General features: G+C 71.8%; 22 protein-coding genes. 19 read left to right on the plus strand and 3 right to left on the minus strand.

Translation table 11 applies throughout. The features are described from left to right. Positions 1 to 132: 132 nt before the first annotated feature. From J5V96_RS15735 to J5V96_RS15770, 8 genes are read left to right on the plus strand one after another with little or no spacing between them, the layout of a single operon-like run. Complete coding sequence (locus J5V96_RS15735; protein ID WP_208505155.1) at positions 133 to 1,251, plus strand: thiamine pyrophosphate-dependent dehydrogenase E1 component subunit alpha; 1,119 nt, start codon at positions 133 to 135, stop codon at positions 1,249 to 1,251. Next, a complete protein-coding gene (locus J5V96_RS15740) occupies positions 1,248 to 2,279 on the plus strand; it encodes an alpha-ketoacid dehydrogenase subunit beta (RefSeq protein ID WP_208505157.1) in 1,032 nt (343 codons plus the stop codon). Before J5V96_RS15735 ends, J5V96_RS15740 begins: the two co-directional genes overlap by 4 nt. Then, positions 2,276 to 3,622 (plus strand): dihydrolipoamide acetyltransferase family protein, encoded by a 1,347-nt coding sequence (locus tag J5V96_RS15745; RefSeq protein WP_208505159.1) that lies wholly within the window; start codon positions 2,276 to 2,278, stop codon positions 3,620 to 3,622. Before J5V96_RS15740 ends, J5V96_RS15745 begins: the two co-directional genes overlap by 4 nt. A 32-nt stretch (positions 3,623 to 3,654) precedes the next feature. Continuing rightward, complete coding sequence (locus J5V96_RS15750) at positions 3,655 to 5,262, plus strand: carboxyl transferase domain-containing protein (RefSeq protein WP_208505161.1); 1,608 nt, start codon at positions 3,655 to 3,657, stop codon at positions 5,260 to 5,262. A gap of 2 nt (positions 5,263 to 5,264) precedes the next feature. Continuing rightward, entirely contained in the window at positions 5,265 to 7,193 is a 1,929-nt protein-coding gene (locus J5V96_RS15755; protein ID WP_236014954.1) for an acetyl/propionyl/methylcrotonyl-CoA carboxylase subunit alpha, read from the plus strand. Next, positions 7,193 to 7,669, plus strand: coding sequence for a MaoC family dehydratase (locus J5V96_RS15760; protein ID WP_208505163.1), 477 nt, complete (start codon positions 7,193 to 7,195; stop codon positions 7,667 to 7,669). The genes J5V96_RS15755 and J5V96_RS15760 overlap by 1 nt, the downstream gene beginning before the upstream one ends. Positions 7,670 to 7,689: 20 nt before the next feature. Then, entirely contained in the window at positions 7,690 to 8,517 is an 828-nt protein-coding gene (locus J5V96_RS15765) for an HpcH/HpaI aldolase/citrate lyase family protein (protein WP_208505271.1), read from the plus strand. Positions 8,518 to 8,574: 57 nt separating this feature from the next. Beyond that, entirely contained in the window at positions 8,575 to 9,741 is a 1,167-nt protein-coding gene (locus tag J5V96_RS15770) for an acyl-CoA dehydrogenase family protein (protein ID WP_372439956.1), read from the plus strand. A gap of 61 nt (positions 9,742 to 9,802) precedes the next feature. On the opposite strand, the gene J5V96_RS15775 is transcribed toward J5V96_RS15770, so the two are convergent. After that, the gene (locus tag J5V96_RS15775) at positions 9,803 to 11,572 is read right to left on the minus strand and encodes an acetyl/propionyl/methylcrotonyl-CoA carboxylase subunit alpha (RefSeq protein ID WP_208505167.1); all 1,770 of its coding nucleotides are present in this window, start codon (positions 11,570 to 11,572) and stop codon (positions 9,803 to 9,805) included. A gap of 138 nt (positions 11,573 to 11,710) precedes the next feature. Here J5V96_RS15775 and J5V96_RS15780 point away from each other — a divergent pair, with 138 nt between their 5' ends. The 6 genes from J5V96_RS15780 to J5V96_RS15805 all read left to right on the plus strand — a co-directional run bounded on the left by J5V96_RS15780 (position 11,711) and on the right by J5V96_RS15805 (position 17,437). Continuing rightward, positions 11,711 to 12,361, plus strand: a complete 651-nt coding sequence (locus J5V96_RS15780) for a Maf family protein (protein ID WP_208505169.1) — start codon at positions 11,711 to 11,713, stop codon at positions 12,359 to 12,361. A 114-nt stretch (positions 12,362 to 12,475) separates the two neighbouring features. Next, positions 12,476 to 13,756, plus strand: a complete 1,281-nt coding sequence (locus J5V96_RS15785; RefSeq protein ID WP_208505171.1) for a class I SAM-dependent RNA methyltransferase — start codon at positions 12,476 to 12,478, stop codon at positions 13,754 to 13,756. A gap of 58 nt (positions 13,757 to 13,814) precedes the next feature. Then, the gene (locus J5V96_RS15790) at positions 13,815 to 14,504 is read left to right on the plus strand and encodes a Pr6Pr family membrane protein (RefSeq protein WP_208505174.1); all 690 of its coding nucleotides are present in this window, start codon (positions 13,815 to 13,817) and stop codon (positions 14,502 to 14,504) included. Continuing rightward, positions 14,501 to 15,148, plus strand: coding sequence for a response regulator transcription factor (locus J5V96_RS15795; protein WP_208505176.1), 648 nt, complete (start codon positions 14,501 to 14,503; stop codon positions 15,146 to 15,148). The genes J5V96_RS15790 and J5V96_RS15795 overlap by 4 nt, the downstream gene beginning before the upstream one ends. A gap of 4 nt (positions 15,149 to 15,152) precedes the next feature. Next, entirely contained in the window at positions 15,153 to 16,412 is a 1,260-nt protein-coding gene (locus J5V96_RS15800) for a sensor histidine kinase (protein ID WP_208505177.1), read from the plus strand. Then, the gene (locus tag J5V96_RS15805; RefSeq protein ID WP_208505179.1) at positions 16,409 to 17,437 is read left to right on the plus strand and encodes a hypothetical protein; all 1,029 of its coding nucleotides are present in this window, start codon (positions 16,409 to 16,411) and stop codon (positions 17,435 to 17,437) included. The genes J5V96_RS15800 and J5V96_RS15805 overlap by 4 nt, the downstream gene beginning before the upstream one ends. Before the next feature lie 306 nt (positions 17,438 to 17,743). Here the strand turns inward: J5V96_RS15805 and J5V96_RS15810 are convergent, their stop codons facing one another. Next, on the minus strand, positions 17,744 to 17,971 hold the full coding sequence (locus J5V96_RS15810; protein ID WP_208505181.1) for an acyl-CoA carboxylase subunit epsilon: 228 nt from the start codon (positions 17,969 to 17,971) through the stop codon (positions 17,744 to 17,746). Next, positions 17,968 to 19,590: an acyl-CoA carboxylase subunit beta gene (locus J5V96_RS15815; protein ID WP_372439953.1), complete on the minus strand. Its 1,623-nt coding sequence runs from the start codon at positions 19,588 to 19,590 to the stop codon at positions 17,968 to 17,970. The genes J5V96_RS15810 and J5V96_RS15815 overlap by 4 nt, the downstream gene beginning before the upstream one ends. A 90-nt stretch (positions 19,591 to 19,680) precedes the next feature. Here J5V96_RS15815 and J5V96_RS15820 point away from each other — a divergent pair, with 90 nt between their 5' ends. The 5 genes from J5V96_RS15820 to J5V96_RS15840 all read left to right on the plus strand — a co-directional run bounded on the left by J5V96_RS15820 (position 19,681) and on the right by J5V96_RS15840 (position 24,218). Further along, positions 19,681 to 20,421: a biotin--[acetyl-CoA-carboxylase] ligase gene (locus tag J5V96_RS15820; protein WP_208505185.1), complete on the plus strand. Its 741-nt coding sequence runs from the start codon at positions 19,681 to 19,683 to the stop codon at positions 20,419 to 20,421. A 48-nt stretch (positions 20,422 to 20,469) separates the two neighbouring features. After that, positions 20,470 to 21,027, plus strand: coding sequence for a PH domain-containing protein (locus tag J5V96_RS15825; protein WP_208505193.1), 558 nt, complete (start codon positions 20,470 to 20,472; stop codon positions 21,025 to 21,027). Between the two features lie 21 nt (positions 21,028 to 21,048). After that, positions 21,049 to 22,161, plus strand: coding sequence for a 5-(carboxyamino)imidazole ribonucleotide synthase (locus J5V96_RS15830; protein ID WP_372439954.1), 1,113 nt, complete (start codon positions 21,049 to 21,051; stop codon positions 22,159 to 22,161). Positions 22,162 to 22,258: 97 nt separating this feature from the next. Next, a complete protein-coding gene (purE, locus tag J5V96_RS15835; protein WP_208505273.1) occupies positions 22,259 to 22,726 on the plus strand; it encodes a 5-(carboxyamino)imidazole ribonucleotide mutase in 468 nt (155 codons plus the stop codon). 13 nt (positions 22,727 to 22,739) lie between these two features. After that, positions 22,740 to 24,218, plus strand: a complete 1,479-nt coding sequence (locus J5V96_RS15840) for an LCP family protein (protein WP_372439955.1) — start codon at positions 22,740 to 22,742, stop codon at positions 24,216 to 24,218. Positions 24,219 to 24,269 lie beyond the last annotated feature (51 nt).

A 24,269-nucleotide genomic window follows, 5' to 3' on the forward strand; every position in this document is an offset into this window, starting at 1 on the left:
TCAGGATGAGCAATCTGCCCTGCGTTTGGGGATTCCATTGCTCGCTCTGCTGGGCAGGCGTAGCGTGTGCCCTGTCCACACCCGGACGATCCAGCGCCCACGAAGCGCAGCGCGAACAAGGAGGTTCCGCGAATGTCGATCTCCCTCCCCGTACCCCGGACCGAGTCGGTCGAAGGGCTCGAGAACCCGCTCAGCGTGCTCGATCCCGACGGCTCGCGGCACGCGAGCCCCGTGCTCGACGATGCCCTCGCGGATATCGGCGAGTCGATGCTCACCGATCTGTACGTCGACATGGCGGTGATCCGCCGGGTCGACGAGGAGTGCTTCGCCCTCACCCGCCAGGGCGAGCTCACCCTCTGGCCCCCGCTGCGCGGCCAGGAGGCCGCCCAGGTCGGCGCCCTCCGCGCGCTGCGGGACGACGACTTCCTCTTCACCTCGTACCGGGAGCACGCCCTCGCGATCCTGCGCGGCGTCGACCCCGTCGAGCAGCTCGCGCTGTGGAAGGCCACGGCGCTGTCGGGCTGGGATCCCTTCGCCCATCACCTGGCACCGCTGCAGATCATCATCGGCGCGCAGACCCTGCACGCGACGGGCTACGCGATGGCCGCGCGCCGCGCCGGCGGGGACGACATCGCGATGGCGTGCTTCGGCGACGGCGCCACGAGCGAGGGAGACGTGAACGAGGCCATGGTGTTCGCGGCCTCCTTCGGCGCCCCGGTCATCTTCTTCTGCCAGAACAACCAGTACGCGATCTCCGAGCCCGTGCGCGTGCAGTCGGGGACGCCGCTCGCCCAGCGCGCCGGGGGCTTCGGCATCCCGGGGCTGCGCGTCGACGGCAACGACGTGATGGCGGTGCACGCCGCCGTTCGCATCGCGGCGGATCGCGCCCGCCGCGGGGACGGCCCGACGTTCATCGAGGCCGTGACCTACCGGATGGGTCCGCACACGACCACGGACGATCCCGGCCGCTACCGCGATGAGGCGGAGGTCGCCGCGTGGCGCCAGAAGGACCCGATCGAGCGCCTCGAGCGGCATCTGGAACGGATCGGGGCGCCCGTGGAGCGGATCCGCGAGGAGGCGGTCATCCGCTGCGACGCGATCGCCGCGCAGCTGCGGGAGGGCGCGGCGCGCGTGGCCGTTCCGGCGCCCGAGACCATGTTCGACAGCGTCTACGTCGCCCCGACGAGGCGCGTGGAGCGCCAGCGCGCCGAGCACCTGGCATTCGCGGCGAGCGTGGAGCCGCGGCGATGAGCGCCGAGAAGCTCACGCTCGGGCGCGCGGTCGGGCTCGCGCTGAGCGATGCCCTCGAAGCGGATCCCTCGGTCGTGCTGATGGGGGAGGACATCGGACGGCTCGGCGGCGTCTTCCGGGTGACCGACGGACTGCAGGCCCGCTTCGGCGCAGACCGGGTGATCGATTCGCCGCTGGCGGAGTCCGCGATCATCGGCACCGCCGTCGGGATGGCGTACCGGGGCGTCCGCCCCGTCGTCGAGATCCAGTTCGACGGCTTCGTGTTCCCCGCGTTCGATCAGATCGTGGCCCAGGTCGCCCGCCTCCACTTCCGCACGCAGGGGCGTGTGCGCATGCCGATCACGATCCGGCTTCCGTACGGCGGCGGCATCGGATCGGTCGAGCACCACGGCGAGTCGCCCGAGTCGTACTTCGCGCACACCCCGGGTCTGCGCGTTGTGACGGCGTCCGACCCGCAGGAGGCCTACTCGACGCTGCGCGCGGCGATCGCGAGCGACGACCCCGTGCTCTTCCTCGAGCCCAAGGCGCGGTACTGGTCCAAGGGCGAGGTCGACACCGCGCTCACCCGCGATCTCGACTCGGCGCGGGTGCTCACCCGAGGACGCGATGTCACGCTCGCCACCTACGGGCCGGTGGTGCAGACCGCGCTCGATGCGGCGCGCGCCGCCCGCACCGAGGGGATCGAGATCGAGGTGATCGATCTGCGATCGATCTCGCCGCTGGACATCGACACCGTCGTGGCCAGCGTCGAGCGCACGGGACGGCTCGTCGTCTCGCACGAGGCGCCCGGAGAGGTGTCCGTGGCGAGCGAGCTCATCACGAGCGTCGTCGAGCGCGCCTTCGCCTCGCTCGAATCCGCGCCCGAGCGGGTGACGGGCTACGACACCCCGTATCCGCCGTCGGCGCTCGAACACCACTACCTGCCGAGCCTGGACCGCATCCTGGATGCCGTCGACCGCGTGCTCGGCCGCCGCTCGTCGCGCGAGCTGATGCGCGAGGGCGCCGTTCTCGAGGGGAGCACACGATGACCGTCGTCTTCCGGCTGCCGGACCTCGGTGAGGGGCTGACCGACAGCGAGATCGTGGCCTGGAAGGTCGCGGAGGGCGAGCAGGTCTCGCTCAATCAGGTGATCGCGGAGGTCGAGACCGCCAAGGCGGTCGTCGACCTGCCGAGCCCGTACGCGGGGGTGATCCGCCGCCTTCATGCCGCGGAGGGCGACACCGTCGAGGTCGGCGCGCCGCTGGTCGAGTACGAGGTGGAGGGGGAGCCCGCCGCCGAGCCTCCCGCGCCCCAGAGCGAGCCCGCCGAGGCTGAGCCCGCTCCCGCCGAGCCTCCTGCGCCCCGGAGCGAGCCCGGCGCGGAGCAGAGCGAGCCCGCCGCCGCGGAGCAGAGCGCGCCCGCCGCGGAGCAGAGCGCGCCCGCCGACGCCCCGGCGGAACGGGTGGCCGTGCTCGTCGGGTCGGTGCAGGTGTCCGACGGACGCACACCCACGCGCGCTCCGCGCACGTTCGACCAGGCGCCGTTCGTGCGCGAGGAGAGGCGCCCCGCGCGGGCCTTCCCGCCCGTGCGACGACTCGCGAAGGAGCGCGGCATCGATCTCGCGGCCGTTGTGCCGACGGGCGAGGGCGGTGTGGTCACGCGACAGGATCTCGACCGCGCTGCCGCACCCGCGACCGCCGCTCCGGCATCGCGACGCGAGCGCGTCACGGGACTGCGCAAGCAGACGGCCAAGGCGATGACCGCGGCCCTCGCCGTGCCGCACGCCGCCTGCTTCCAGCAGGTCGACGTGACCGAGACGCTGCGCCTGGCCCGCGAACTCGCGTCCGAGGGCGCGCCCGCCCCGACGCTGCTCTCGCTCGCGTGCCGCGCGATCCTCCTCGCCGCGCGCCGCACACCCGGCGTGAACGCGACCTTCCATGCGGAGTCCGAGGAGATCGAGTTCCACCACCGGCTCAACCTCGGCATCGCCGTGGCGACCGATCGCGGCCTGCTGGTCGCGAGCGTGGACGACGCCGACCACCTCGACGCGGCCGCGCTCGCCGAGGCGATCGCCGCCCGCGCGTCCGAAGCGCGCACCGGGTCCATCGGACTCGCCGCGCTCACCTCGTCGACCATCACGGTCTCGAACGTCGGCGTCTTCGGGGTCGACGGGGGGATCCCGCTGCTCACCCCGGGCCAGTCGGCGATCGTCGCACTCGGGGCGGTGCGCCGGATGCCCTGGGCGCATGGCGACGGCATCGCGCTTCGCGAGGTCATGACGATCACGGTCTCGTTCGATCACCGCGTGATCGACGGGCGGGAGGCCAGCGCCTTCGTGCGCGATGTCGGCAGGATGCTCGAGCGTCCGGGCCTGGCGCTGGCGCAGGTGTGAGCGGATCGGTCAGCGGGGAGCGGAGGACGGCGATGGAGCGGCTCACGACGGCGGTCGACACGGGAGGCGCCGACGCGCACGAGCGCGCCCAGGCGATGGGCGCGCTCGTGGCCGACCTGCGCGAGCGGCTCGAGGGCGCGGCGCTCGGGGGACCGGAGCGGGCCCGCGAGCGGCACACCGCACGCGGCAAGCTGCTGCCGCGCCAGCGCGTCGACCTCCTTCTCGATGCGGGCAGCCCGTTCCTCGAGGTCGCCCCGCTCGCGGCGAACGGCATGTACGACGATGAGGCGCCCGCCGCGGGACTCATCGCGGGCATCGGGCTCGTCTCCGGTCGGCACTGCATGATCATCGCCAACGACGCCACGGTGAAAGGCGGCACCTACTATCCGCTCACCGTCAAGAAGCATCTGCGCGCTCAGCAGGTCGCCCGGGAGAACCGCCTCCCGTGCATCAGCCTCGTCGACTCGGGGGGCGCGTTCCTGCCGATGCAGGACGAGGTGTTCCCCGACCGCGAGCACTTCGGCCGCATCTTCTACAACCAGGCCACGATGAGCGCGGCGGGCATCCCGCAGATCGCCTGCGTGATGGGATCCTCCACCGCCGGTGGCGCGTACGTGCCGGCCATGAGCGATGAGACCGTCATCGTGGCGGAGCAGGGCACGATCTTCCTCGGCGGCCCGCCGCTCGTGAAGGCGGCCACGGGCGAGGTCGTCTCGGCCGAGGACCTCGGCGGCGGAGAGCTGCACACCACGGTCTCGGGCGTCGCGGATCATCTCGCCGACTCGGATGAGCACGCCCTCGCCATCGTGCGCGACATCGTCGCGACGCTGCCGCCCACCCCCGCGGCCCCCTGGGAGGTGCTTGCCGCGGAGGATCCGCTCGTGGACCCCGAGACGCTCGCCGCCGTGATCCCGGCCGATCTGCAGACGCCCTACGACGTGCACGAGGTCATCGCGCGGATCGTCGACGGCAGCGCATTCCACGAGTTCAAGGCGGGCTTCGGCACGACTCTCGTCACGGGGTTCGCCCGCATCCACGGACACCCCGTCGGCATCGTGGCGAATCAGGGCGTGCTGTTCTCCGAGAGCGCGCAGAAGGGCGCGCACTTCATCGAGCTGTGCGATCAGCGGGGCGTCCCGCTGCTGTTCCTGCAGAACATCACCGGCTTTATGGTCGGCGCCGAGTACGAGCGCGGCGGCATCGCCAAGCACGGCGCGAAGATGGTCACCGCCGTCTCCTGTGCGCGGGTGCCGAAGCTCACGGTCGTGATCGGCGGATCCTTCGGCGCCGGCACGTACTCGATGTGCGGGCGCGCGTACGACCCCCGGTTCCTGTGGCTCTGGCCGAACGCCCGGGTCTCGGTGATGGGCGGTCCGCAGGCCGCGCGTGTGCTGTCGACCGTCAAGCGCGAGCAGATCGAGACCGAGGGCGGCTCGTGGTCCGACGATGAGCAGGCCGCCTTCGAGCTGCCCATCCGCGACCGCTACGAGCAGCAGGGGTCTCCCTACTACTCGACCGCGCGCCTGTGGGACGACGGAGTCATCGACCCCGCCGACACCCGCCGGGTGCTGGGTCTTGCCCTCGACGTCGTGGGGCAGGCGCCGCTCCCCGACATCCGCTACGGCGTCTTCCGGATGTGATCATGCACGAGAACAGGATGTTCGACACGGTCCTCATCGCGAACAGGGGCGAGATCGCGCTGCGCATCATCCGCACGCTCGATCGGATGGGCATCGCCTCCGTCGCCGTCTACTCCGACGCCGATGCACGCGCGCCGCACGTGCGCGCGGCGACGACGGCGGTGCGGATCGGCCCCGCCGACGCCCGTCGCTCATACCTCGACGGCGAGGCCGTGATCGCGGCCGCGATCGCCACGGGTGCGCAGGCCGTGCACCCCGGCTACGGCTTCCTCTCGGAGAACGCGGCGTTCGCCCGCGCGTGCGCCGACGCGGGGCTTGTCTTCATCGGGCCCTCACCCGCGGCGATCGACACCATGGGCGACAAGATCCGCGCCCGCGAGGCCGTCGAGTCCCGCGGCGTCGCGACGGTGCCGGGCATCGCGCGCCCCGGTCTCGACGACCCGGCCCTCATCGCGGGGGCTGACGAGGTCGGCTACCCGGTGCTGGTCAAGCCGTCGGCGGGCGGCGGGGGCAAGGGCATGCACCGCGTCGACGACCCGCGCGAGCTGCCGGCCGCGCTGGCGCAGGCCCGGCGCGAGGCGGCGGCGGCGTTCGGCGACGACACCCTGTTCATCGAGCGCTTCGTGGCGGAGCCTCGTCACGTCGAGGTGCAGGTGCTCGCGGATGCGCACGGCGCGGTCATCCATCTCGGCGAGCGCGAGTGCTCGCTGCAGCGCCGTCATCAGAAGGTCATCGAGGAGGCGCCGAGCCCGCTGCTCGACGAGGCCCAGCGCGCGGCGATCGGCCGGGCGGCCTGCGAGACCGCGCGCGCGGTCGGGTACACGGGAGCCGGCACGGTGGAGTTCATCGTCTCGGCCGCGCACCCCGACGAGCCCTTCTTCATGGAGATGAACACCCGCCTGCAGGTGGAGCACCCCGTGACGGAGCTGGTCACCGGCGTCGATCTCGTCGAGCAGCAGCTGCGGGTCGCGGCCGGCCAGCCGCTGGCCCTCGCCCAGGCGGACGTCCGTCTCGAGGGCCACGCGATCGAGGCGCGGATCTACGCGGAGGACCCGGCCGCGGGCTTCCTCCCCACCGGCGGACGCCTGATCGATGTGCGGTGGCCGCGCGGCGTGCGCGTCGACGCGGGTGTCGAGGCGGGCACCGTCGTCGGCGCCGACTACGACCCGATGCTCGCCAAGGTGATCGCCCACGGCGCCGACCGCGACGACGCCCTCGCGGCGCTCGACGGGGCGCTCGCCGAGACGCGCCTCCCGGGAGTCGTGACGAACGTCCGGTTCCTCCGGCGCCTGCTGGCGCTGCCGGCGGTCGTCGCCGGGGCGCTCGACACCGGCATCGTCGACCGCGAGGCCCCCGCTCTCGCGGCCGACCCGGTGCCGGATGCCGCCTTCGCCGCCTGCGCGCGTCACGATCTGCCGGCCGCGACGGGCGCCTGGCGGGCGGACGGATGGCGCCTCACGGGCGCTCGCGGCGCGGTGCTGCGCTACGCGGACGGAGAGGGCACCGCGACCGTCACGCTCGACGCGCAGGGCGGTCGCGCCCGGGTCGAGCGCGGTGGCGTCTCGCACGAGATGCGCCTGAGCGAGCTCGCTGGCGTGGAGGTGCTGACCGATGCGGACGGCGCGGGGCTGTGGGTGCTCGGACCGGACGGTGACCGCCTGGTCGTCCGCTCGGCGCCCGCGCGCCGCAGCCGGAGCGGCAGCGCACCGGGCCTCGCCTCGCCCATGCCGGGCACGGTGGTGGCGGTGCACGTGGCAGACGGCGCAGAGGTCGAGGAGGGCGCCGCGGTGGTGAGCGTCGAGGCGATGAAGATGGAGCACGTGCTGCGTGCGCCGCTGGCGGGCGTCGTCGCACTGTCGGCCGTGCTCGGACAGACCGTGACGCGGGGCCAGGAGCTGGCCGCGGTCACTCCTCGAGGGGAGGGGGCGTGATGGCCGAGGAACGGCGGATCACCCAGCGCGGGCTCTGGTTCGACGAGTTCGAGACGGGGGTGGTGTACGAGCATCGTCCGGGTCGCACCCTGACCGAGGCGGACGACGTGCTGTTCACGACCCTCACCATGAACACCCAGGCCCTGCATCTGGATGCGCACTGGGCCGCGGGCACCGAGTTCGGCGAGCGGCTCGTGAACTCGATGATGACGCTGGCGACGATCGTCGGGATGTCCACGGGACAGCTCACCAACGGCACCATCGTCGCGAACCTCGGCTTCTCGCTCGTGGAGTTCCCCGCTCCGATGCGTCACGGCGACACGCTCTACGGCGAGACCCGTGTGCTCGAGACGCGTCCCTCGCGCTCGCGGCCCGGACAGGGGATCGTCACGCTCGAGCACATCGGGCGCAACCAGGACGGCATCGTCGTCGCGCGGGCCGTGCGGGCCGTGCTGATGCAGGGGAGACCGGCGTGACCTCCGCACCGCGTCTCGAGATGGGGCCGGCGATCCTGTTCTGCCCGGCGGATCGCCCCGACAGGTATCAGAAGGCCGCCGAGCGGGCCGATGCCGTGATCCTGGATCTCGAGGATGCCGTGGCACCGGAGGCCAAGCAGGCGGCACGCGAGGGCGTCGCCGCCTCGGCGCTCGATCCCGCCCGAACGATCGTGCGGGTCAACGACGCCCGGTCGGGTCTGCTCGCCGAGGATCTGGCGGCGGTGCTCCGCTCGCCTTACCGCACGGTGATGCTCGCGAAGACCGAGCGCCCCGCCGACATCGATGCACTCGGCGCTCTCCGGGTGATCGCGCTGTGCGAGACCGCCGCGGGGGTCGTGAACGCCCCGCAGATCGCGGCCCATCCGCGCGTCGTCGGGCTGATGTGGGGCGCGGAGGATCTCGTCGCCTCGCTCGGCGGCACCTCCAGCCGCGACGCCTCGGGCGCGTACCGCGCCGTCGCCGTGCACGCGCAGACGGCCGTCCTCCTGGCGGCGGGCGCCGCGGGGGTGGCGGCGATCGACGCCGTGCACCTCGACATCGCCGACATCAACGGCTGCCGCGCCGAGGCCGAAGACGCGGCCGCGAGCGGCTTCGCGGCCAAGGCGGCGATCCATCCGTCGCACGTCGCGGCGATCCGCGATGCCTTCGCCCCCTCCGACAGCGAGCTGCGGTGGGCGAGCGCGGTGCTCGCGGAGGCCGCCCGCGCCACGGCCGATGGCCGAGGCGTCTTCCGGTTCGAAGGCCGCATGGTCGACGAGCCGGTCCTCAGACACGCGCGCGGCATCCTCGCGCGCGAACCCCGCGGGGCCACAAGCCCTGCGCCGTGAAAGGAGACGACGATGTCGATCGTCACGCCCACCCGCGCCGCCGTACCCGGCACCGAGATGCTCGAACCCGATCTGCAGGAGCTCGCGCACCGCGTGCGCGAGTTCGCGGACGAGGTGGTCGCCCCGGCCGCCTACGAGTACGACACCGAGCGGCGCCTGCCCGTCGAGATCATCCAGGAGATGGGGCGGATGGGCCTGTTCGGTCTGCCCCTGCCGGAGGAGTACGACGGTCAGGGCAAGTCGTACCTGCACCTGTGCGTCGCGGTCGAGCAGCTCGCGCGCGTGGACCAGTCGATCGCGGTCACGCTCGAGGCCGGCCTCGGCCTCGGGGCCATGCCGCTGTATCGCTTCGGCACCGAGGAGCAGCGGCGCACCTACCTGCCGCCGCTGGCGCGGGGAGAGAACCTCGCCGCCTTCGGTCTCACCGAGGCGGAGGCGGGATCCGACGCGGGCGCCACGAAGACCACCGCGACGCTCTCGGACGGCTGGTGGACGATCAACGGGACCAAGCAGTTCATCACGAACTCCGGCACGCCGATCACGAGCATCGTCACGGTCACGGCCGTGACCGGGGAGCGCCGCGGACCGGACGGATCCGTCCGACCCGAGCTGTCGACCATCATCGTTCCCGTGCCGACGCCGGGCTTCACGGCGCTGCCGGCCTATGACAAGGTCGGCTGGCACACCTCCGACACCCACCCGCTTGTGTTCGACGGCGTGCGGGTGCCCGAGGAGAACCTGCTCGGGGAGCGCGGACGCGGTTTCGCGAACTTCCTCAGTGTGCTCGACGAGGGGCGGGTCGCGTTCGCGGCCCTCTGCGTCGGCGCCGCCCAGGGATGCCTGGAGCAGGCCGTCGCCTACGCGAAGAAGCGCCAGGTGTTCGGGCGTCCCATCGGCGACAACCAGCACATCGCGTTCACGATCGCGCGGATGCAGGCCCGCGTCGCGGGCGCTCGCGCGGTGATGCACGATGCCGCGCGCCGCATCGATGCGGGCATCCCGTTCACCACGGAGGCGTCGCTGGCGAAGCTGATCGGATCGGAGGCCGCGATGGCCAACGCCGCCGATGCGACGCAGATCTGGGGAGGCTACGGATTTATGAACGAGAACGCGGTGGCCCGGCACTACCGCGACTCGCGCATCCTCACCCTCGGCGAGGGCTCGACGGAGGTGCAGCTCGGCATCATCGCGCGCAGCCTCGGCTTCGACCGCGCGTTCGCCTGAGCGCGAGAGAGCAAGAAGGCCGGATCCGATGGATCCGGCCTTCTTCGCGTGTACCGCGACGTCAGCTGATGTGGAGCAGCTGGTGTCCCGCGGCGACCGTGGTGCCCGGGGTCGCGTCGATCTTGCTGATGACGCCGTCCTTGTGCGCCTGCAGGGGCTGCTCCATCTTCATCGCCTCGAGGACGACGACCAGGTCGCCCTTGACGACCGACTGCCCCTCCTCAACCGCGACCTTGACGATCGTCGCCTGCATGGGCGACTTGACCGCGTCGCCGGAGGCGCCGCCCGCGACGGGCGATCCGCCGTGGCTGCGGCGCGACGGCGGCACGATGGCGGGGCGGCCCGCGGTGCCCGATGCCTGCGCGATGCGGTCGGGCAGCGACACCTCGAGGCGCTTGCCGGCCACCTCCACGACCACGGTGTGACGACCCTCCGCGGGCTTCGGAGCCTCGAGCTCGCCGTCCCACGCGGGGATGTCATTGACGAACTCGGTCTCGATCCAGCGCGTGTAGACGCCGAACTCGCCGTTCTCGGCGGTGAAGGCGGGGTCGCGCACGACCTTGCGGTGGAAGGGCAGCACCGTGGGGAGGCCTGCCACCTCGAACTCGTCGAGGGCACGGCGCGAGCGCTGCAGCGCTTCGGCGCGGTCCTTGCCGGTGACGATGATCTTCGCCAGCAGCGAGTCGAAGGAGCCGCCAATCTCATCGCCAGCGGTGACACCCGAATCGAGGCGGATGCCGGGGCCGCCGAAGGTCTTGAAGACGTGGATCGGACCGGGCTGGGGGAGGAATCCGCGGCCCGGGTCCTCGCCGTTGATGCGGAACTCGATGGAGTGGCCGACCGGCTTCGGGTCGTCGTAGTCGATGAGGCCGCCGGCGGCGATGCGGAACTGCTCGCGCACGAGGTCGATGCCCGTGACCTCCTCGGAGACCGGGTGCTCGACCTGCAGACGGGTGTTGACCTCGAGGAAGGAGACCGTGCCGTCGGCGCCGATGAGGAACTCGCAGGTGCCCGCGCCGGTGTAGCCCACCTCGCGCAGGATCGCCTTGGACGCCTCGTACAGCTTGGCGTTCTGCTCGTCGGTCAGGAACGGCGCGGGCGCCTCCTCGACGAGCTTCTGGTGGCGGCGCTGCAGCGAGCAGTCGCGCGTCGAGATGACGACGACGTTGCCCTCGGCGTCGGCGAGGCACTGGGTCTCGACGTGGCGCGGCTTGTCGAGGTACTTCTCGACGAAGCACTCGCCGCGCCCGAACGCCGCGATCGCCTCACGCGTGGCCGACTCGAACAGCTCGGGCACCTCTTCGATGGTGCGCGCGACCTTGAGGCCGCGGCCGCCGCCGCCGTACGCCGCCTTGATGGCGATCGGCAGGCCGACCTCCTGGGCGAAGGCCACGACCTCCTCCGCCGTGTCGACGGGGCCGGGTGTGCCCGGGGCCAGGGGGGCGCCGACCTTCTCGGCCACGCGGCGCGCGGTCACCTTGTCGCCGAGGGCCTCGATGGCCTCGGGAGACGGGCCGATCCAGATGAGGCCGGCGGCGATGACCGCGCGGGCGAAGTCGGCGTTCTCGGCGAGGAAGCCGTAGCCCGGGTGCACCGCATCGGCGCCCGAACGGCGAGCGACGGCGAGGATCTTGTCGATCTTGAGATAGGTGTCGGCGCTGGTCGCGCCGTCCAGCGCGTAGGCCTCGTCGGCCAGGCGTGCGTGCAGCGCGTCGCGGTCGGGGTCGGCGTAGACGGCGACAGACGAGATCCCGGAGTCGCGGGCCGCGCGGATGATGCGGACGGCGATCTCGCCGCGGTTGGCGATGAGCACCTTGGCGATGGCAGACATGATTTTCAGCCTACCGACGGCGGGGGCGCGGTCTTTGCGGACCCTCGACAAGAAAACGTCGAGAACGTGTGGGGTGGCATCCAACGCCCGGATCCGTCGTCCCGTTCGGATGCCGGGGCGGACCGCTACCGTGAACGCATGCAGGTCTGTCTCGCCTCCACGTCCCCCGCCCGCCTGATGCTGCTGCGGCAGGCCGGCATCGAGCCCCTCACGCTCGCGCCCGCGGTGGACGAGGAGGCCGTGATCGCCGAGACGGAGGCGCGCGAGGATCGGGTGCTGCCGCCGGCCGAGCACGTGCTGCTGCTCGCGCGCCTCAAGGCCGCCGACGTGGCCGCCCGCGTGCGCGCGGAGCATCCCGGCTTCGAGGGGATCGTCATCGGCGGCGACTCCATGTTCGAGCTTGACGGCGTTGTATACGGCAAGCCGTACACGCCGGAGGCGGCCACCGAGCGCTGGCGCGGCATGCGAGGACGCACCGGAGTGCTCCACTCGGGCCACAGCGTCTTCCGCGTGACGGACGATGCCGATCCGGTCGAGGCGCACGCGGTCGCCGAAGCCGCAGTGACCTTCGCCGCCGACGTCGACGACGACGAGATCGCGGCCTACGTGAGCACGGGGGAGCCGCTGCACGTCGCGGGCGCCTTCACCGTCGACAGCCTGGGCGGCGCGTTCATCGACCGCGTCGAGGGCGACCCGTCCACGGTCGTGGGCATGTCGCTGTCAACCGTGCGCCGCCTCGTGCGCGAGCTCGGCGTCTCGTGGACCTCTCTCTGGACCGTGCGGACGTAGCCCCATCACCCCCGAGCAGGCGCTCGTGCCCGTGCTGCTGCCGTTCTGAGGCCGCGGATCCGGATCGCCCGAGAGACGGGCATAAGCACAGGTGCGGCCTGGGAGGATGGACCCATGCAGAGCGGTGACACGATCGACCTCCACATCTCCGGCGTCGCGCACGGGGGAGTCTTCGTCGCGCGCCATGAAGGCCGTGTGGTGTTCGTGCCCGACGCGCTTCCCGGCGAGACCGTGCGCGTGCGCATCACCGACGTGAAGAAGTCGTTCGCGCGCGCGGAGGCGCTCGAGGTGCTCGATGCGTCCCCCGATCGCCGTGCGCACGTCTGGGAGCAGGCCGACATCGCCCACGCACCCGAGCAGCGTCCCGGCGGCGCCGACTTCGGACACATCGCCCTTCCGCGTCAGCGCGCCCTCAAGGCGCAGGTGCTCTCGGAAGCCTTCGAGAAGTTCGCGGGCACGTCCCTCGACGTGACCGTCCGGGGTCCGGAAGAGGTGCTCGGTGCGGATCACCCTGCCGTGCAGGGCACCGAGGAGGGCACCCGCTATCGCACGCGCATCAGCCTGCATGTGGACGGCGAGGGCCGCATCGGCCCGTACGCCGCGCGCAGCAACACGATCATCCCCGTGACCTCGCACCCGCTCGCGACCCTCGACATCGAGGCCGTCGCGCTCGCCGTGCGCAAGGCCCCGGAGGGCCGCCTCGATCTCGTGCAGCCGTCCGACGGCCAGGTGCGCACCATCCGTCGTCCCGCCTTCACCGGCGACAAGCGACGCCGCTTCGCGCCGCGTCCGGAGAAGGCGGCACCGGAGGTCATCCAGGAGGTCGTCGGCGATCGCGAGTTCCGCGTCGACGCGGGCGGGTTCTGGCAGGTGCACCGCGCCGCGGCCGCCACCCTTGACTCGGCGGTGCGCGCCGCGCTCGGCGAGCTGTCGAGCGACGCCTGGCACCTCGACCTCTACGGCGGCGTCGGCCTGTTCGCCGCGGCAATGGGCGATCTCGCCGGCAGCGCGCGCATCACCACCGTCGAGTCGGAGGCCCGTGCCACCGCGCACGCCCGCTACAACCTCGAGATGTTCGGGGCCGAGGCCGTGACGGCGCGCGTCGACCGTTTCCTGGCGCGCCTCGCCCACCAGGCGACCGACCTCGATCGCGAGATGCTCTCGCGCGGCGTCACGCTGCTCGATCCGCCGCGCTCCGGCGCCGGCAAGGAGGTCGTCGCGGGCATCGCCGGCCTCGCACCCGAGCGCGTCGCCTACGTGGCCTGCGACCCGGTCGCGCTCGCGCGCGACATCGGGTACTTCCGCGAGGCCGGCTACGAGCTCACCAGCCTCGAGGCGTTCGACCTCTTCCCGAACTCGCACCACGTCGAGGCGCTGGCCGTCCTCTCCCGCTGACCGGAGCGGGCGCGGGAGCCTGCGCCGCGGCCCTTCGCGACGCTCGTAGGATACGGGCGTGAGAAGGCCCATCGCGTCACCCCGGCTTTGGTTCGCGTGCCTGCTGATCGTCCTGTCGATCTACGGCTTTATGGTCGGATCGCACTCGACGACGTTCCTCACCACGATCACCAACGCCATCCTGCTGGGCTACCTGGTCGTCGGGGTGTGGACCATGTGGACGCGCGGCACCGACGAGCTGCCGGCGCCGCGTCTGCGCGGGGCGATCGTGACCTGGATGCTGTTCGTCGCGATCATCGCCCACTCCCTGCTCTCGCACTGGGCGAATCCGTTCGATGCGGTCTTCGATCCCGATCCCGCCGCCTCGCTGCGGGGGACGGCGCTGCTGTTCGCGCACTACGTGATGCCGATCGGCATGCTCCTCGACTGGCTGCTGTTCGGTCCGCGGGGGCGCACCCGATGGATCGACATCGCGATCTGGCCGCTGTACGCGCTGGCGTACGGACTGCTCACGATCCTCCGAGCGGTGGTGTTCCCTGATGCCGCGAACGCGATCCCGTACCCGTTCCTGGAGCCGGGGGACGGGGGCTGGGGACAGGTGATCGTGCTGCAGTTCCCGATCGTCATCGCCGTGGCGCTCGTGGCGGCGCCCGTCATCGCCTACGACAAGCTCCTGGCGCGCGCGGCACGCGCGCCGGCCCTGCGGCTCACGGCGCCGGAGCCCGTCGCCGATAAGCTCTCCCCATGACGCGAGTGGCCCTGATCGACGACCACGAATCCGTGCGCCTGGGCCTTGCGGCCGCTCTCGAGCGCGCCGGCGACGAGGTCGTGTTCACGGGAGCCGGCGTGGCGGAGTACCTCGCCTGGCGCAAGGCGTCGAAGGCCGCTCCCGCCGACGTCGTGCTGCTCGACCTCACGCTCGGCGACGGCACCACCGTCACCGAGAACGTCGTGTGCCTCGCCGGTGAGTCGTCGGTCATCATCCACTCGGTCGCCGACCGTCCCGCCGCCGTCCGCGAGGCGCTCGCCGCCGGCGCCGTGGGTGTTGTGAGCAAGGCCTCCCCGCTCGATGACGTGCTGGGCGCGGTGCGCACCGCGGCGCTCGGCGAGCCCCTGAACAACGTCGAATGGGCGAGCGCGGTCGAGGGCGACCGTGCCTTCGCGGACGCGCAGCTGTCCGCGCGCGAGCGTGAGGTGCTGCGTCTGTACGCCGCGGGTCTGCCGCTGAAGATCGTGGCCGACCGCCTGGGCGTGGCGTACTCCACCGCCAAGGAGAACATCACCCGGGTGCGCATGAAGTACATCGAGGTGGGTCGTCCCGCGCCGACGAAGGTGGATCTGCTGCGCCGCGCCATGGAGGACGGCATCGTCGACGCCTCCGCGGAGAGCTGATCCCGTGGCGGTGACGTCGCCGCAGGGCGTCATCGATGCGGCCTGGGGAACGCTCCCGGCCTCGGGGCGCACCGTCGAGGGCGCGGGACGCTACACGTCCGCGAGGATGGAGCGGATCGTCCAGATCGTCGTCGCGGTGGGCTGCCTCGCCATCGGCGGCCAGGGCTTCTTCGCCTCTCTCGATCTCGCCGGCAGCGGCGTCTCGCACGGCATCCTGCGCGGCACCGTGTTCGTGAGCCTGCTCGCCATGACGGTGCTGTGCATCATCGGGTGGGGCGCCCGCATCGCGTCGGCGGTGTTCGCGATCCTCTTTCCCATCTCGCTGGTGCTGTTCCCGTTCGTGACGGCGGCGACCCCGCCGAACTCCGGTTCCCAGCCCTGGCCGTTCTACCTGATCAGCCTCGCCGCCACAGGCGCGCTCGTGGCGTTCCGCCTGCCCTGGCAGTACGTCTGGGCGATCGGCACACCCCTGCTCTACGCCGCGATGCGCCTCTGGATGGGCGGCTTCGCGATCGAGTACTGGATCGGCGTCGGATACGACATCTCGGTCGCGGTGCTCCTGAACCTCGTCATCGTCACCGTCGCCTGGGTGCTGCGCAGCCTCGGTGCCGGCGTCGACGCCGCGCGCGTGCAGGCCGTCCTGTCCTACGCGCGTGCGGCATCGGCCGACGCGGGGGAGCAGGAGCGGGTCGCCGTGGCGGCGCTGATGCACGACAGCGTGCTGGCCGCGCTCATCGCGGCGGAGCGCGCGCACACCCCGCGGGAGCATCAGCTCGCCGTCTCGATGGCGCGTGAGGCCCTCACCCGCCTCGCCAACGCGGAGTCCGATGATCCGGAGGGAAGCGATGAGCCGGTCGGCCGCTGCCGCATCGCGGACGACATCGAGCGATCCGCGCGCGACCTGGGGGTCGAGCTCGCGGTCGAACGGGTGGACATCGGCCCCGAGACCGTCGAGCAGCCCGTGATCCCCGGACGTGTCGCGCGGGCCATCGTGCTCGCGGCCACGCAGGCCGTCGCGAACGCCGTGCAGCACGCCGAGGGGGCGGGCCTGCGCAGCCGGATCCTCCGCGCGGGACGCGGTGTGCGGGTGGAGGTCTCGGACACGGGCCCGGGGGTGGACGTCGCCCTGATCCCCTCCGATCGCCTGGGCATCCGCGCGTCGATCTTCGCGCGGATGACGGCGGTCGGCGGCGAGGCGACGATCGAATCGAGCGGGCGCGGCACCACCGTCGCTCTCACCTGGACGGGGGATCGCCGAGCATGAAGGTGCGCCGCGTCTTCGATGTCATCGCCTGGTCGCTGACGGCGTACTTCGCTGTGCGCGGGCTGGTGCGGCCCGAGGGGAACGGCTCGGTGCTGCCGGTCGTCGCGGTGCTGCTGTACGTGGCGCTCACGGCCGCCGCGCTCTACGTCGAGCCCCGAGGCGGTGCCCGGCGCACGCGAGAGCGGGCGGGCTCGGTGCTGCCGCGTTGGGCCGCGGTGATCGTCGTCGCCGGCTGCGCCGCACTGCCGCCCGTGGTGATGTTCTACACGCCCGCGGATCAGCAGCAGGCCTCGCACGCCACGTGGTACCTGGGGGCGGTCGGAGCCGTGCTCACCATCGTGTGCGCACGCCATCGCCCGATCCACGCATGGGTGGGCATCGGCGTGCTCGCCTTCGTGTCGTCACTGCGCCTCGGTCTGGTCGAGGCGCTCGCGGCCGGCCTCGTCGGATCCGCGGTCTGGGTGGCCATCGCGCAGCTGCTGATGGTGTTCACGGATCGCGCGTACCGCGACACCGCGCGCCTGGCGGAGCTGCAGCAGGCGACCTCCGCGTGGCAGGCGAGCCAGGACGTGCGCCGGCAGGAGCGGCGCCGCCGCGTGCAGTACGCCCTCGCGGTCGCGGGACCGGTGCTCTCGCGGGTGATCGCCGCGGAGGGTGTGCTCACCGACGAGGAGCGCACGCAGGCCCGCCTGGCCGAGGGGCGCCTCCGCGACGAGCTGCGCGGGGCCCGCCTGCTCGACGACGACGTGCGCGAGGCGATCAACGCCTCCCGCCTGCGCGGCGCGACCGTCACGGTCTTCGACGAGGGAGGACTGGACGACCTCGACACCGAGGCCCTCGACGCGGTGCGCCATGAGCTCGCCCAGACGCTGCGCGCCACGGACGCCGCCCGCCTGATCATCCGCACCGCCCCGGATCCGCGCGTCGCGGTGACGATCGTCGGACGCTCGGCCGGCGGTGAGGGGCTCACGGAGGAGGACGACCTGCTGCTCTGGCATGAGATCGTGCGCCCTCTGACCGACTGAGCGGGCCCTCTGACCGACTCAGCGGGACTGTACCGCGCAGGATCGGCCCGCGTGCTTGACAAGGGGCGCAGAGACAAAGAAAGGTGGGGGTGGCGATGCCACCCCCACCGGGTGCGGAACGGTTACCCGAAAACCGTCCGCGAGAGGCCGAGAGATTCTCCACCTACCCTGGGATGGAGATTCGGCCAACGCTAAGCGTTTCCGATATCAGTATCTGTCCGATGCAAGCGGTGCGTCTGTAGGTACTTTGGGGGACATTGATGTGATTCCCCTCACATGCGCACGCTCGGCTGCCGGAACGGCTGATCAGCGGGCGAATCTGCCCCACGGGACATCTCGCCTCAGCGGGGTCCGCAGAGCTCGCTGCGTGCGCGACCAGGCGCTGGGGCGCACATCCTCGGCCACCGCCTCCTCGGCTTCGCGCACATAGGCCTCGCCGACCACGGCGATGAGCGCCGCGAGCTCCTCTTCGGTCGGGTTGCCCGAGACCACCTGGATGCGCGGCGTCTCGACGGATCCGGCGTTCTCGCTCACAGGGGGATGTTCCCGTGCTTCTTGGCGGGCAGCTCCGCGCGCTTGCCGCGCAGGGCGCGGAGCGACTTGGCGATGGACACGCGGGTGGCGGACGGCTCGATGATGCCGTCGAGCTCGCCGCGCTCGGCCGCGAGGAACGGCGAGGCGACGTTGTAGGTGTACTCGTTGGCCAGGCGCGTGCGCACGGCCGCCACATCCTCGCCGGCCTCTTCTGCCCGCTTGATCTCGCCGCGGTACAGGATGTTGACGGCGCCCTGGCCGCCCATGACGGCGATCTCGGCGGTCGGCCACGCGAGGTTCACGTCGGCACCCAGCTGCTTGGAGCCCATCACGATGTACGCGCCGCCGTAGGCCTTGCGCAGGATCACGGTGACCAGCGGGACGGTGGCCTCGGCATACGCGTAGAGCAGCTTCGCTCCGCGGCGGATGACGCCGGTCCACTCCTGGTCGGTGCCGGGAAGGTAGCCCGGCACGTCGACGAGCGTCACGATCGGGATCGAGAACGCGTCGCAGAATCGCACGAAGCGGCTGGCCTTCTCGCCGGCCTCGATGTTGAGGGTGCCCGCCATCTGCGAGGGCTGGTTGGCGATGATGCCGACCGAGCGGCCTTCGACGCGGCCGAAGCCGATCACGATGTTGGGCGCGAACAGCGGCTGCACCTCGAGGAAGTCCTCGGCGTCGACGATGCCCCGGATGACCTGGTGGATGTCGTAAGGCTGGTTGGGGGAGTCCGGGATGATCGTGTTGAGGGCGCGATCGGCATCCGTCGTCTCGAACTCGAAGCCCGTCTCGTACACCGGCGCATCGGTCTGGTTGTTGTCCGGCAGGAAGCTCAGCAGCGTGCGCGCGTAGTCGAGCGCATCCTCCTCGTCCTCTGCCAGGTAGTGCGCGACGCCGGAGCGGGTGTTGTGCGTGTACGCGCCGCCGAGCTCCTCCATGCCGACGTCCTCGCCGGTGACGGTCTTGATGACGTCGGGCCCGGTCACGAACATCTGGCTGGTCTTGTCGACCATGATCACGAAGTCGGTCAGGGCGGGCGAGTACACGGCGCCGCCGGCCGCGGGGCCCATGATGATCGAGATCTGGGGGATGACACCGGAGGCGGCGGTGTTCAGGCGGAAGATCTCGCCGTACTTGCCGAGCGCGACAACGCCCTCCTGGATGCGCGCGCCGCCCGAATCGAGGATGCCGATGATCGGCATGCCGCCCCGGAGTGCGAACTCCATCATCTTGATGATCTTCTCGCCGGCCACCTCGCCCAGCGATCCGCCGAAGGTCGAGAAGTCCTGGGAGTAGACCGCGACGGGGCGGCCGTGGATCGTGCCCACGCCCGTGACGACCGAGTCGCCGTAGGGGCGCGAGCGATCCATGCCGAAGGCGCTCGTGCGGTGGCGCACGTACTCGTCGAACTCGACGAAGCTGCCCGGGTCGACCAGCTGCTCGATGCGCTCGCGGGCGGTCTGCTTGCCCTTGGCGTGCTGCTTCTGCCGGGCGGTCTCCTCCGCCTCGACGACGGCCTCCTCGTACCGCGCCCTCAGGTCGGCGATCTTGCCGGCCGTGGTGGACACGTCGTAGCTGGGCACGTTCTCGGGCGAGGGCGTTTCGGTCACGCCTTCCACCCTATCCGCGGGGCCTCGCCTGGCCTTGGCGCGTCTGCACAACGACCGGGCGGATCCTGTGTCGTCTGTCACCAGCCATAGGCTTCCCGCATGGACTTCCCGCAATCGCGCTCCGTGGCAGCGCAGTGGCGTCAGGTGGCGCACACCGGATCGACCAACGCGGATCTCGTGGCGCTCGCGCACGCCGATCCGGCGCTGCCCCACCTCACCGTGCTGATGACGAGGGACCAGCGCTCGGGGCGCGGTCGCCTGGACCGCGTGTGGCAGGCGCCCGCCGGATCCGCGCTCGCGGTGTCGGTGCTCGTGCGCGTGAGGCAGGTGCCCGCGGCGCTGCGCGGCTGGATCCCGCTGGTCGCGGGCGCGGCGATGACATCGGCCGTCCGTGCGCAGCTGCCTGGATTGGACACGGGGCTGAAATGGCCGAACGACGTGCTCGTCGGCGGGCGCAAGATCTGCGGGATCCTCGCGGAGGGTGTGGCCGGCTTCGAGTCGGTGGTGATCGGATCGGGCGTGAACACCGCCATGGCGGCCGCCGACCTGCCCGTGCCCACGGCGACGTCGTTCGCGGCCCTGGGCATCGAGTGCGATGAGGACGCGCTGCTCGCCGGCTACCTGGGGGAGCTCGACCGCCTGCTCGGCGCGCTCGCGACGGATCCCGCCACGGTGCGCGCCGCGGTGCGCGGGGAGTGCCTGACCCTCGGGCGGGAGGTGAACGTGTCGCTGCCCGACGGATCCGTCCTGCGCGGCGTGGCGACGGATGTCGACGAGGAGGGGCGCCTCGTGGTGGGTGGCCGCGCCGTGTCGGCGGGCGACGTCGTGCACGTGCGCTGACCGGCGCGTCATCCCGCTGTGTCGGAGCCCCTCGGCACAATGGAAGACATGAGCCAGCCCACGCCCGCCGCGCGTCTGCAGACGCCGCCGCCGGGCACACGAGCGCCTGAGCTCGTGGTCGCGCGGCTGCGCTCCCACGGCGGGCACCTGGTGTGGAGCGCGGTGCTGCTCATCGCGGTGGCCGGTGTCACCGGCTGGCTCTTCGACAACCTCCCGGCGCCGTTCGAGAACTGGATGCTGCTCACCGCGGCCGGCGCCGTTGTCCTCCTCGGGGTGGTCCTGCCCTTCCTCGTGTGGCTCTCGCGCACGTACACGATCACCACGCGCCGGGTGATCAGCAAGAGCGGCCTCCTGGCGCGCCATCGCTCCGAGCTCTCTCACGCCCGCGGGTACGCGGTCACCACGCGCCGGTCGGTGGCGCAGCGCATGCGCGGCACCGGCACGCTGATGCTCTCCGACGGCGTCGAGGGGCGCCTCGAGCTGCGGGACGTGCCGCACGCGGTGCTGGTCGGCGAGGTGCTCGTCGACCAGATCGAGCTGAACCAGATCCTGGCGCACCGCGACTCGCAGGGTCTGGGCTCGACGGGCGACATTCCGACTGACTGACCCTCTGAGAGAATGTCTCTTATGAAGATCGGTGTCATCGGTGGTGGTCAGCTGGCTCGGATGATGATCGCCCCGGCGGTCGAGCTCGGAGTCGAGATCCGCGTCCTCGCCGAGGGCGAGGGGATGTCCGCGCAGCTCGCGGCGACCGCGGTCGGCGACTACAAGGACGCCGAGACCGTTCTGGCCTTCGCGAAGGACGTCGACGTCATCACGTTCGACCACGAGCACGTGCCGCAGCCGGTGCTGCGAGCCCTGGTCGACGCGGGTGTGCCGGTGCACCCCGGGCCCGATGCGCTGCAGTTCGCGCAGGACAAGCTCGTGATGCGGGCGAAGCTCGCCGAACTGGGCGCCCCGCAGCCCGACTGGGCCGCGGTCGCCGACGAGGCCGACCTGCGCGCCTTCCTCGACGACCACGGCGGTCGCGCCGTCGTCAAGACGCCGCGAGGCGGGTACGACGGCAAGGGCGTGCGCGTCGTCTCCGACCCCTCGGAGGTCGCCGACTGGTTCGCATCCTGGGACGGCCCGCTGCTCGTCGAGGAGCTCGTCGCCTTCACCCGAGAGCTGGCCCAGCAGGTCGCGCGCCGCCCGTCGGGCGAGGTCGTCGCGTATCCGGTCGCCGAGACCGTGCAGCGCGACGGCGTCTGCGCCGAGGTGATCGCGCCCGCCCCCAAGGCCAGCGAGAAGCTCATCGAGCTCGCCGCGCGCCTGGGCGTGCAGGTGGCCGAGGGCCTGGGAGTGACCGGCATGCTCGCGGTCGAGCTGTTCGAGACCGCGGATGAGCGCATCCTGGTCAACGAGCTCGCGATGCGGCCGCACAACAGCGGTCACTGGACCCAGGACGGATCCGTCACCAGCCAGTTCGAGCAGCACCTGCGCGCGGTGCTCGACCTCCCGCTCGGCGCCACCGATCTGGCGTCGGAATGGGCCGTGATGATCAACATCCTCGGCGGCCCCGCCGAGGGCGGTCTGACCGAGCGCTTCGCCTCGGCGATGGCCGCGCATCCCGCGGCGAAGATCCACACCTACGGCAAGGATCCGCGTCCCGGGCGCAAGGTGGGGCACGTGAACATGGTCGGCGACGACCTCGACGACGTCGTGTACGAGGCCCGCGCCGCCGCGGCCTTCTTCGCCTGAACGCGGGCTCGGGCCGGGTCGCTTTCGGGAAACACCAGGCTCGCGCCCTAGCCTGTATGGCGTGCTGAACTCCGAGACCCCCCTTGTCGGCGTGATCATGGGATCCGATTCCGATTGGCGTGTGATGGCGGACGCCTCCGCAGCGCTGACCGAGTTCGGCATCGCGCACGAGGTCGAGGTGGTCTCGGCGCACCGCACCCCCGACAAGCTCATGAGCTACGCGCGCGGCGCACGCGGTCGGGGCCTCCAGGCGATCATCGCCGGCGCCGGCGGCGCCGCGCACCTGCCGGGCATGGTCGCCTCCATGACGCCTCTGCCCGTCATCGGAGTGCCCGTGCAGCTCGCGACCCTCGACGGCCTCGACTCGCTGCTCTCCATCGTGCAGATGCCCGCGGGCATCCCGGTCGCCACGGTGTCGATCAATGGCGCCCGCAACGCCGGCCTGCTGGCCGCGCGGATCCTGGGAGCGGGCGATCCCGGCACCGCCGACCGCATCGAGGCGTTCGCCCGAGACCTGGAGCGCCAGGTCGAGGAGAAGAACGCGCGTCTGAAGGCCTCGCTGTGATGGGGGCGGTCTCGTGGCGGTGCGATCGGTGACGGCAGTCGGCGCCTACGCCGGCCGGTCCGGCGTGCGCCCGGCCCCTGGCCGCGCGCTGATCGACCAGCGCCCGCTCCGTCACCCCGACGGGGCGCCCGGCACGATGACGCGCCGAGGCTGGTGGCTGGTCGTGCTCGGCTGGCTCGTGCCTGGATCGGCCCAGGTGCTCGCGGGCAATCGCCGCCTCGGGCGGTTCGGGCTGGGCGCGACGCTCTGGATGTGGACGATCGGCGTTGTGCTGGTGCTGGCCGTGATGCTGTGGCGTCCGGGGGTGACGTCGGTGATGTTCGCGCCGGTGATCGGCCCCATCCTGCTCACGATCGCGCAGGTCGCGGCCGCGGGCTACGGCATCCTCTGGGTGATCCTCGGCATCGACACCCTGCGCCTGGTGCGCCTGGTGAAGACCCGCGGATGGTCGCGCGTCGGCATCGCCGTGCTGTCGATCGTGCTGATGGTCATCTCGGGCGGCACCGCCGCGTACGCCTCGTCCAGCATCGGCGCCGTGCGTGACACCCTCGGCGCGGTGTTCGGCCAGAGCGGACCGCCGGTCGAGCCCTCCGACGGGCACTACAACATCCTGCTGCTGGGCGCCGACTCGGGCGACGGCCGGGATTCCATGCGCTTCGACAGCATCTCGGTGCTGTCGATCAACGCCGACACGGGCGCCGTGACCATCACGGGCATCCCGCGTGACATGCGCCAGTTCCCCTTCAGCGAGGGGAGCCCGATGCGCGAGCTCTACCCGAACGGCTTCGAGGGCCACGGCGACCCGGCATGCGGCTGGGACGGCGGCATCAACCAGCTGCGCAACGCCGCGGAGAACTGCCGCGACGACAAGGGCACGGGGCTGTACCCGGAGGCCGCCGCTCGCGGCTCGGCCCCCGGCGTGGAGGCCACGAAGGACGCGGCCGAGGGCATCCTCGGTATCGAGATCCCGTACTACGTCTTCATCGACATGCACGGCTTCGCGGCGCTGATCGACGCGCTCGGAGGCGTTGAGATCGAGGTGACAGAACGGCTTCCGGAGGGCGGCGGACCGGCATACCAGGGTCAGCCGGCGCAGGAGTGGGCGACCGGCTGGATCGAGCCGGGTCTGCAGCGTATGGACGGCGACACCGCGCAGTGGTACGCCCGATCGCGCTACACGACCAGCGACTGGGATCGGATGCAGCGTCAGCGCCAGCTGCAGCAGGCGATCCTCGCGCAGTTCACCCCGTCCACCGTGCTCACGCGGTTCCAGGATGTGGCGAAGGCCGGATCGGCGATCGTCGAGACCGATCTGCCGCAGTCGATGCTGTCGTACTTCGTCGAGCTCGGCCTCAAGGCCAAGGAGCAGCCGGTGACGACCATCGAGCTCGTGCCGCCGCTCGTCGATCCGGACGCACCCGACTTCGAGGCGATCCGGCAGCACCTCGCAGAGACGCTGCACCCGACCCCCGCGCCCACGCCGGGGGAGTAGGCCTGCCCGTCCTGTCAGCGGCTCGCTCGGAGCGCCGCTGGTTACGCTTCG

The organism is Microbacterium stercoris (genome assembly GCF_017592545.1).
GTDB classification, from domain to species: Bacteria; Actinomycetota; Actinomycetes; order Actinomycetales; family Microbacteriaceae; genus Microbacterium; species Microbacterium stercoris.

Excerpts from the sequence above, each read along its gene's own strand:
- J5V96_RS15735 (WP_208505155.1), top strand. The coding sequence starts at position 133 with ATGTCGATCTCCCTCCCCGTACCCCGGACCGAGTCGGTCGAAGGGCTC.
- J5V96_RS15740 (WP_208505157.1), top strand. The coding sequence starts at position 1,248 with ATGAGCGCCGAGAAGCTCACGCTCGGGCGCGCGGTCGGGCTCGCGCTG.
- J5V96_RS15745 (WP_208505159.1), top strand. The coding sequence starts at position 2,276 with ATGACCGTCGTCTTCCGGCTGCCGGACCTCGGTGAGGGGCTGACCGAC.
- J5V96_RS15750 (WP_208505161.1), top strand. The coding sequence starts at position 3,655 with ATGGAGCGGCTCACGACGGCGGTCGACACGGGAGGCGCCGACGCGCAC.
- J5V96_RS15755 (WP_236014954.1), top strand. The coding sequence starts at position 5,265 with ATGCACGAGAACAGGATGTTCGACACGGTCCTCATCGCGAACAGGGGC.
- J5V96_RS15760 (WP_208505163.1), top strand. The coding sequence starts at position 7,193 with ATGGCCGAGGAACGGCGGATCACCCAGCGCGGGCTCTGGTTCGACGAG.
- J5V96_RS15765 (WP_208505271.1), top strand. The coding sequence starts at position 7,690 with ATGGGGCCGGCGATCCTGTTCTGCCCGGCGGATCGCCCCGACAGGTAT.
- J5V96_RS15770 (WP_372439956.1), top strand. The coding sequence starts at position 8,575 with ATGCTCGAACCCGATCTGCAGGAGCTCGCGCACCGCGTGCGCGAGTTC.
- J5V96_RS15775 (WP_208505167.1), bottom strand. The coding sequence starts at position 11,572 with ATGTCTGCCATCGCCAAGGTGCTCATCGCCAACCGCGGCGAGATCGCC.
- J5V96_RS15780 (WP_208505169.1), top strand. The coding sequence starts at position 11,711 with ATGCAGGTCTGTCTCGCCTCCACGTCCCCCGCCCGCCTGATGCTGCTG.
- J5V96_RS15785 (WP_208505171.1), top strand. The coding sequence starts at position 12,476 with ATGCAGAGCGGTGACACGATCGACCTCCACATCTCCGGCGTCGCGCAC.
- J5V96_RS15795 (WP_208505176.1), top strand. The coding sequence starts at position 14,501 with ATGACGCGAGTGGCCCTGATCGACGACCACGAATCCGTGCGCCTGGGC.
- J5V96_RS15805 (WP_208505179.1), top strand. The coding sequence starts at position 16,409 with ATGAAGGTGCGCCGCGTCTTCGATGTCATCGCCTGGTCGCTGACGGCG.
- J5V96_RS15820 (WP_208505185.1), top strand. The coding sequence starts at position 19,681 with ATGGACTTCCCGCAATCGCGCTCCGTGGCAGCGCAGTGGCGTCAGGTG.
- J5V96_RS15825 (WP_208505193.1), top strand. The coding sequence starts at position 20,470 with ATGAGCCAGCCCACGCCCGCCGCGCGTCTGCAGACGCCGCCGCCGGGC.
- J5V96_RS15830 (WP_372439954.1), top strand. The coding sequence starts at position 21,049 with ATGAAGATCGGTGTCATCGGTGGTGGTCAGCTGGCTCGGATGATGATC.
- purE (WP_208505273.1), top strand. The coding sequence starts at position 22,259 with ATGGGATCCGATTCCGATTGGCGTGTGATGGCGGACGCCTCCGCAGCG.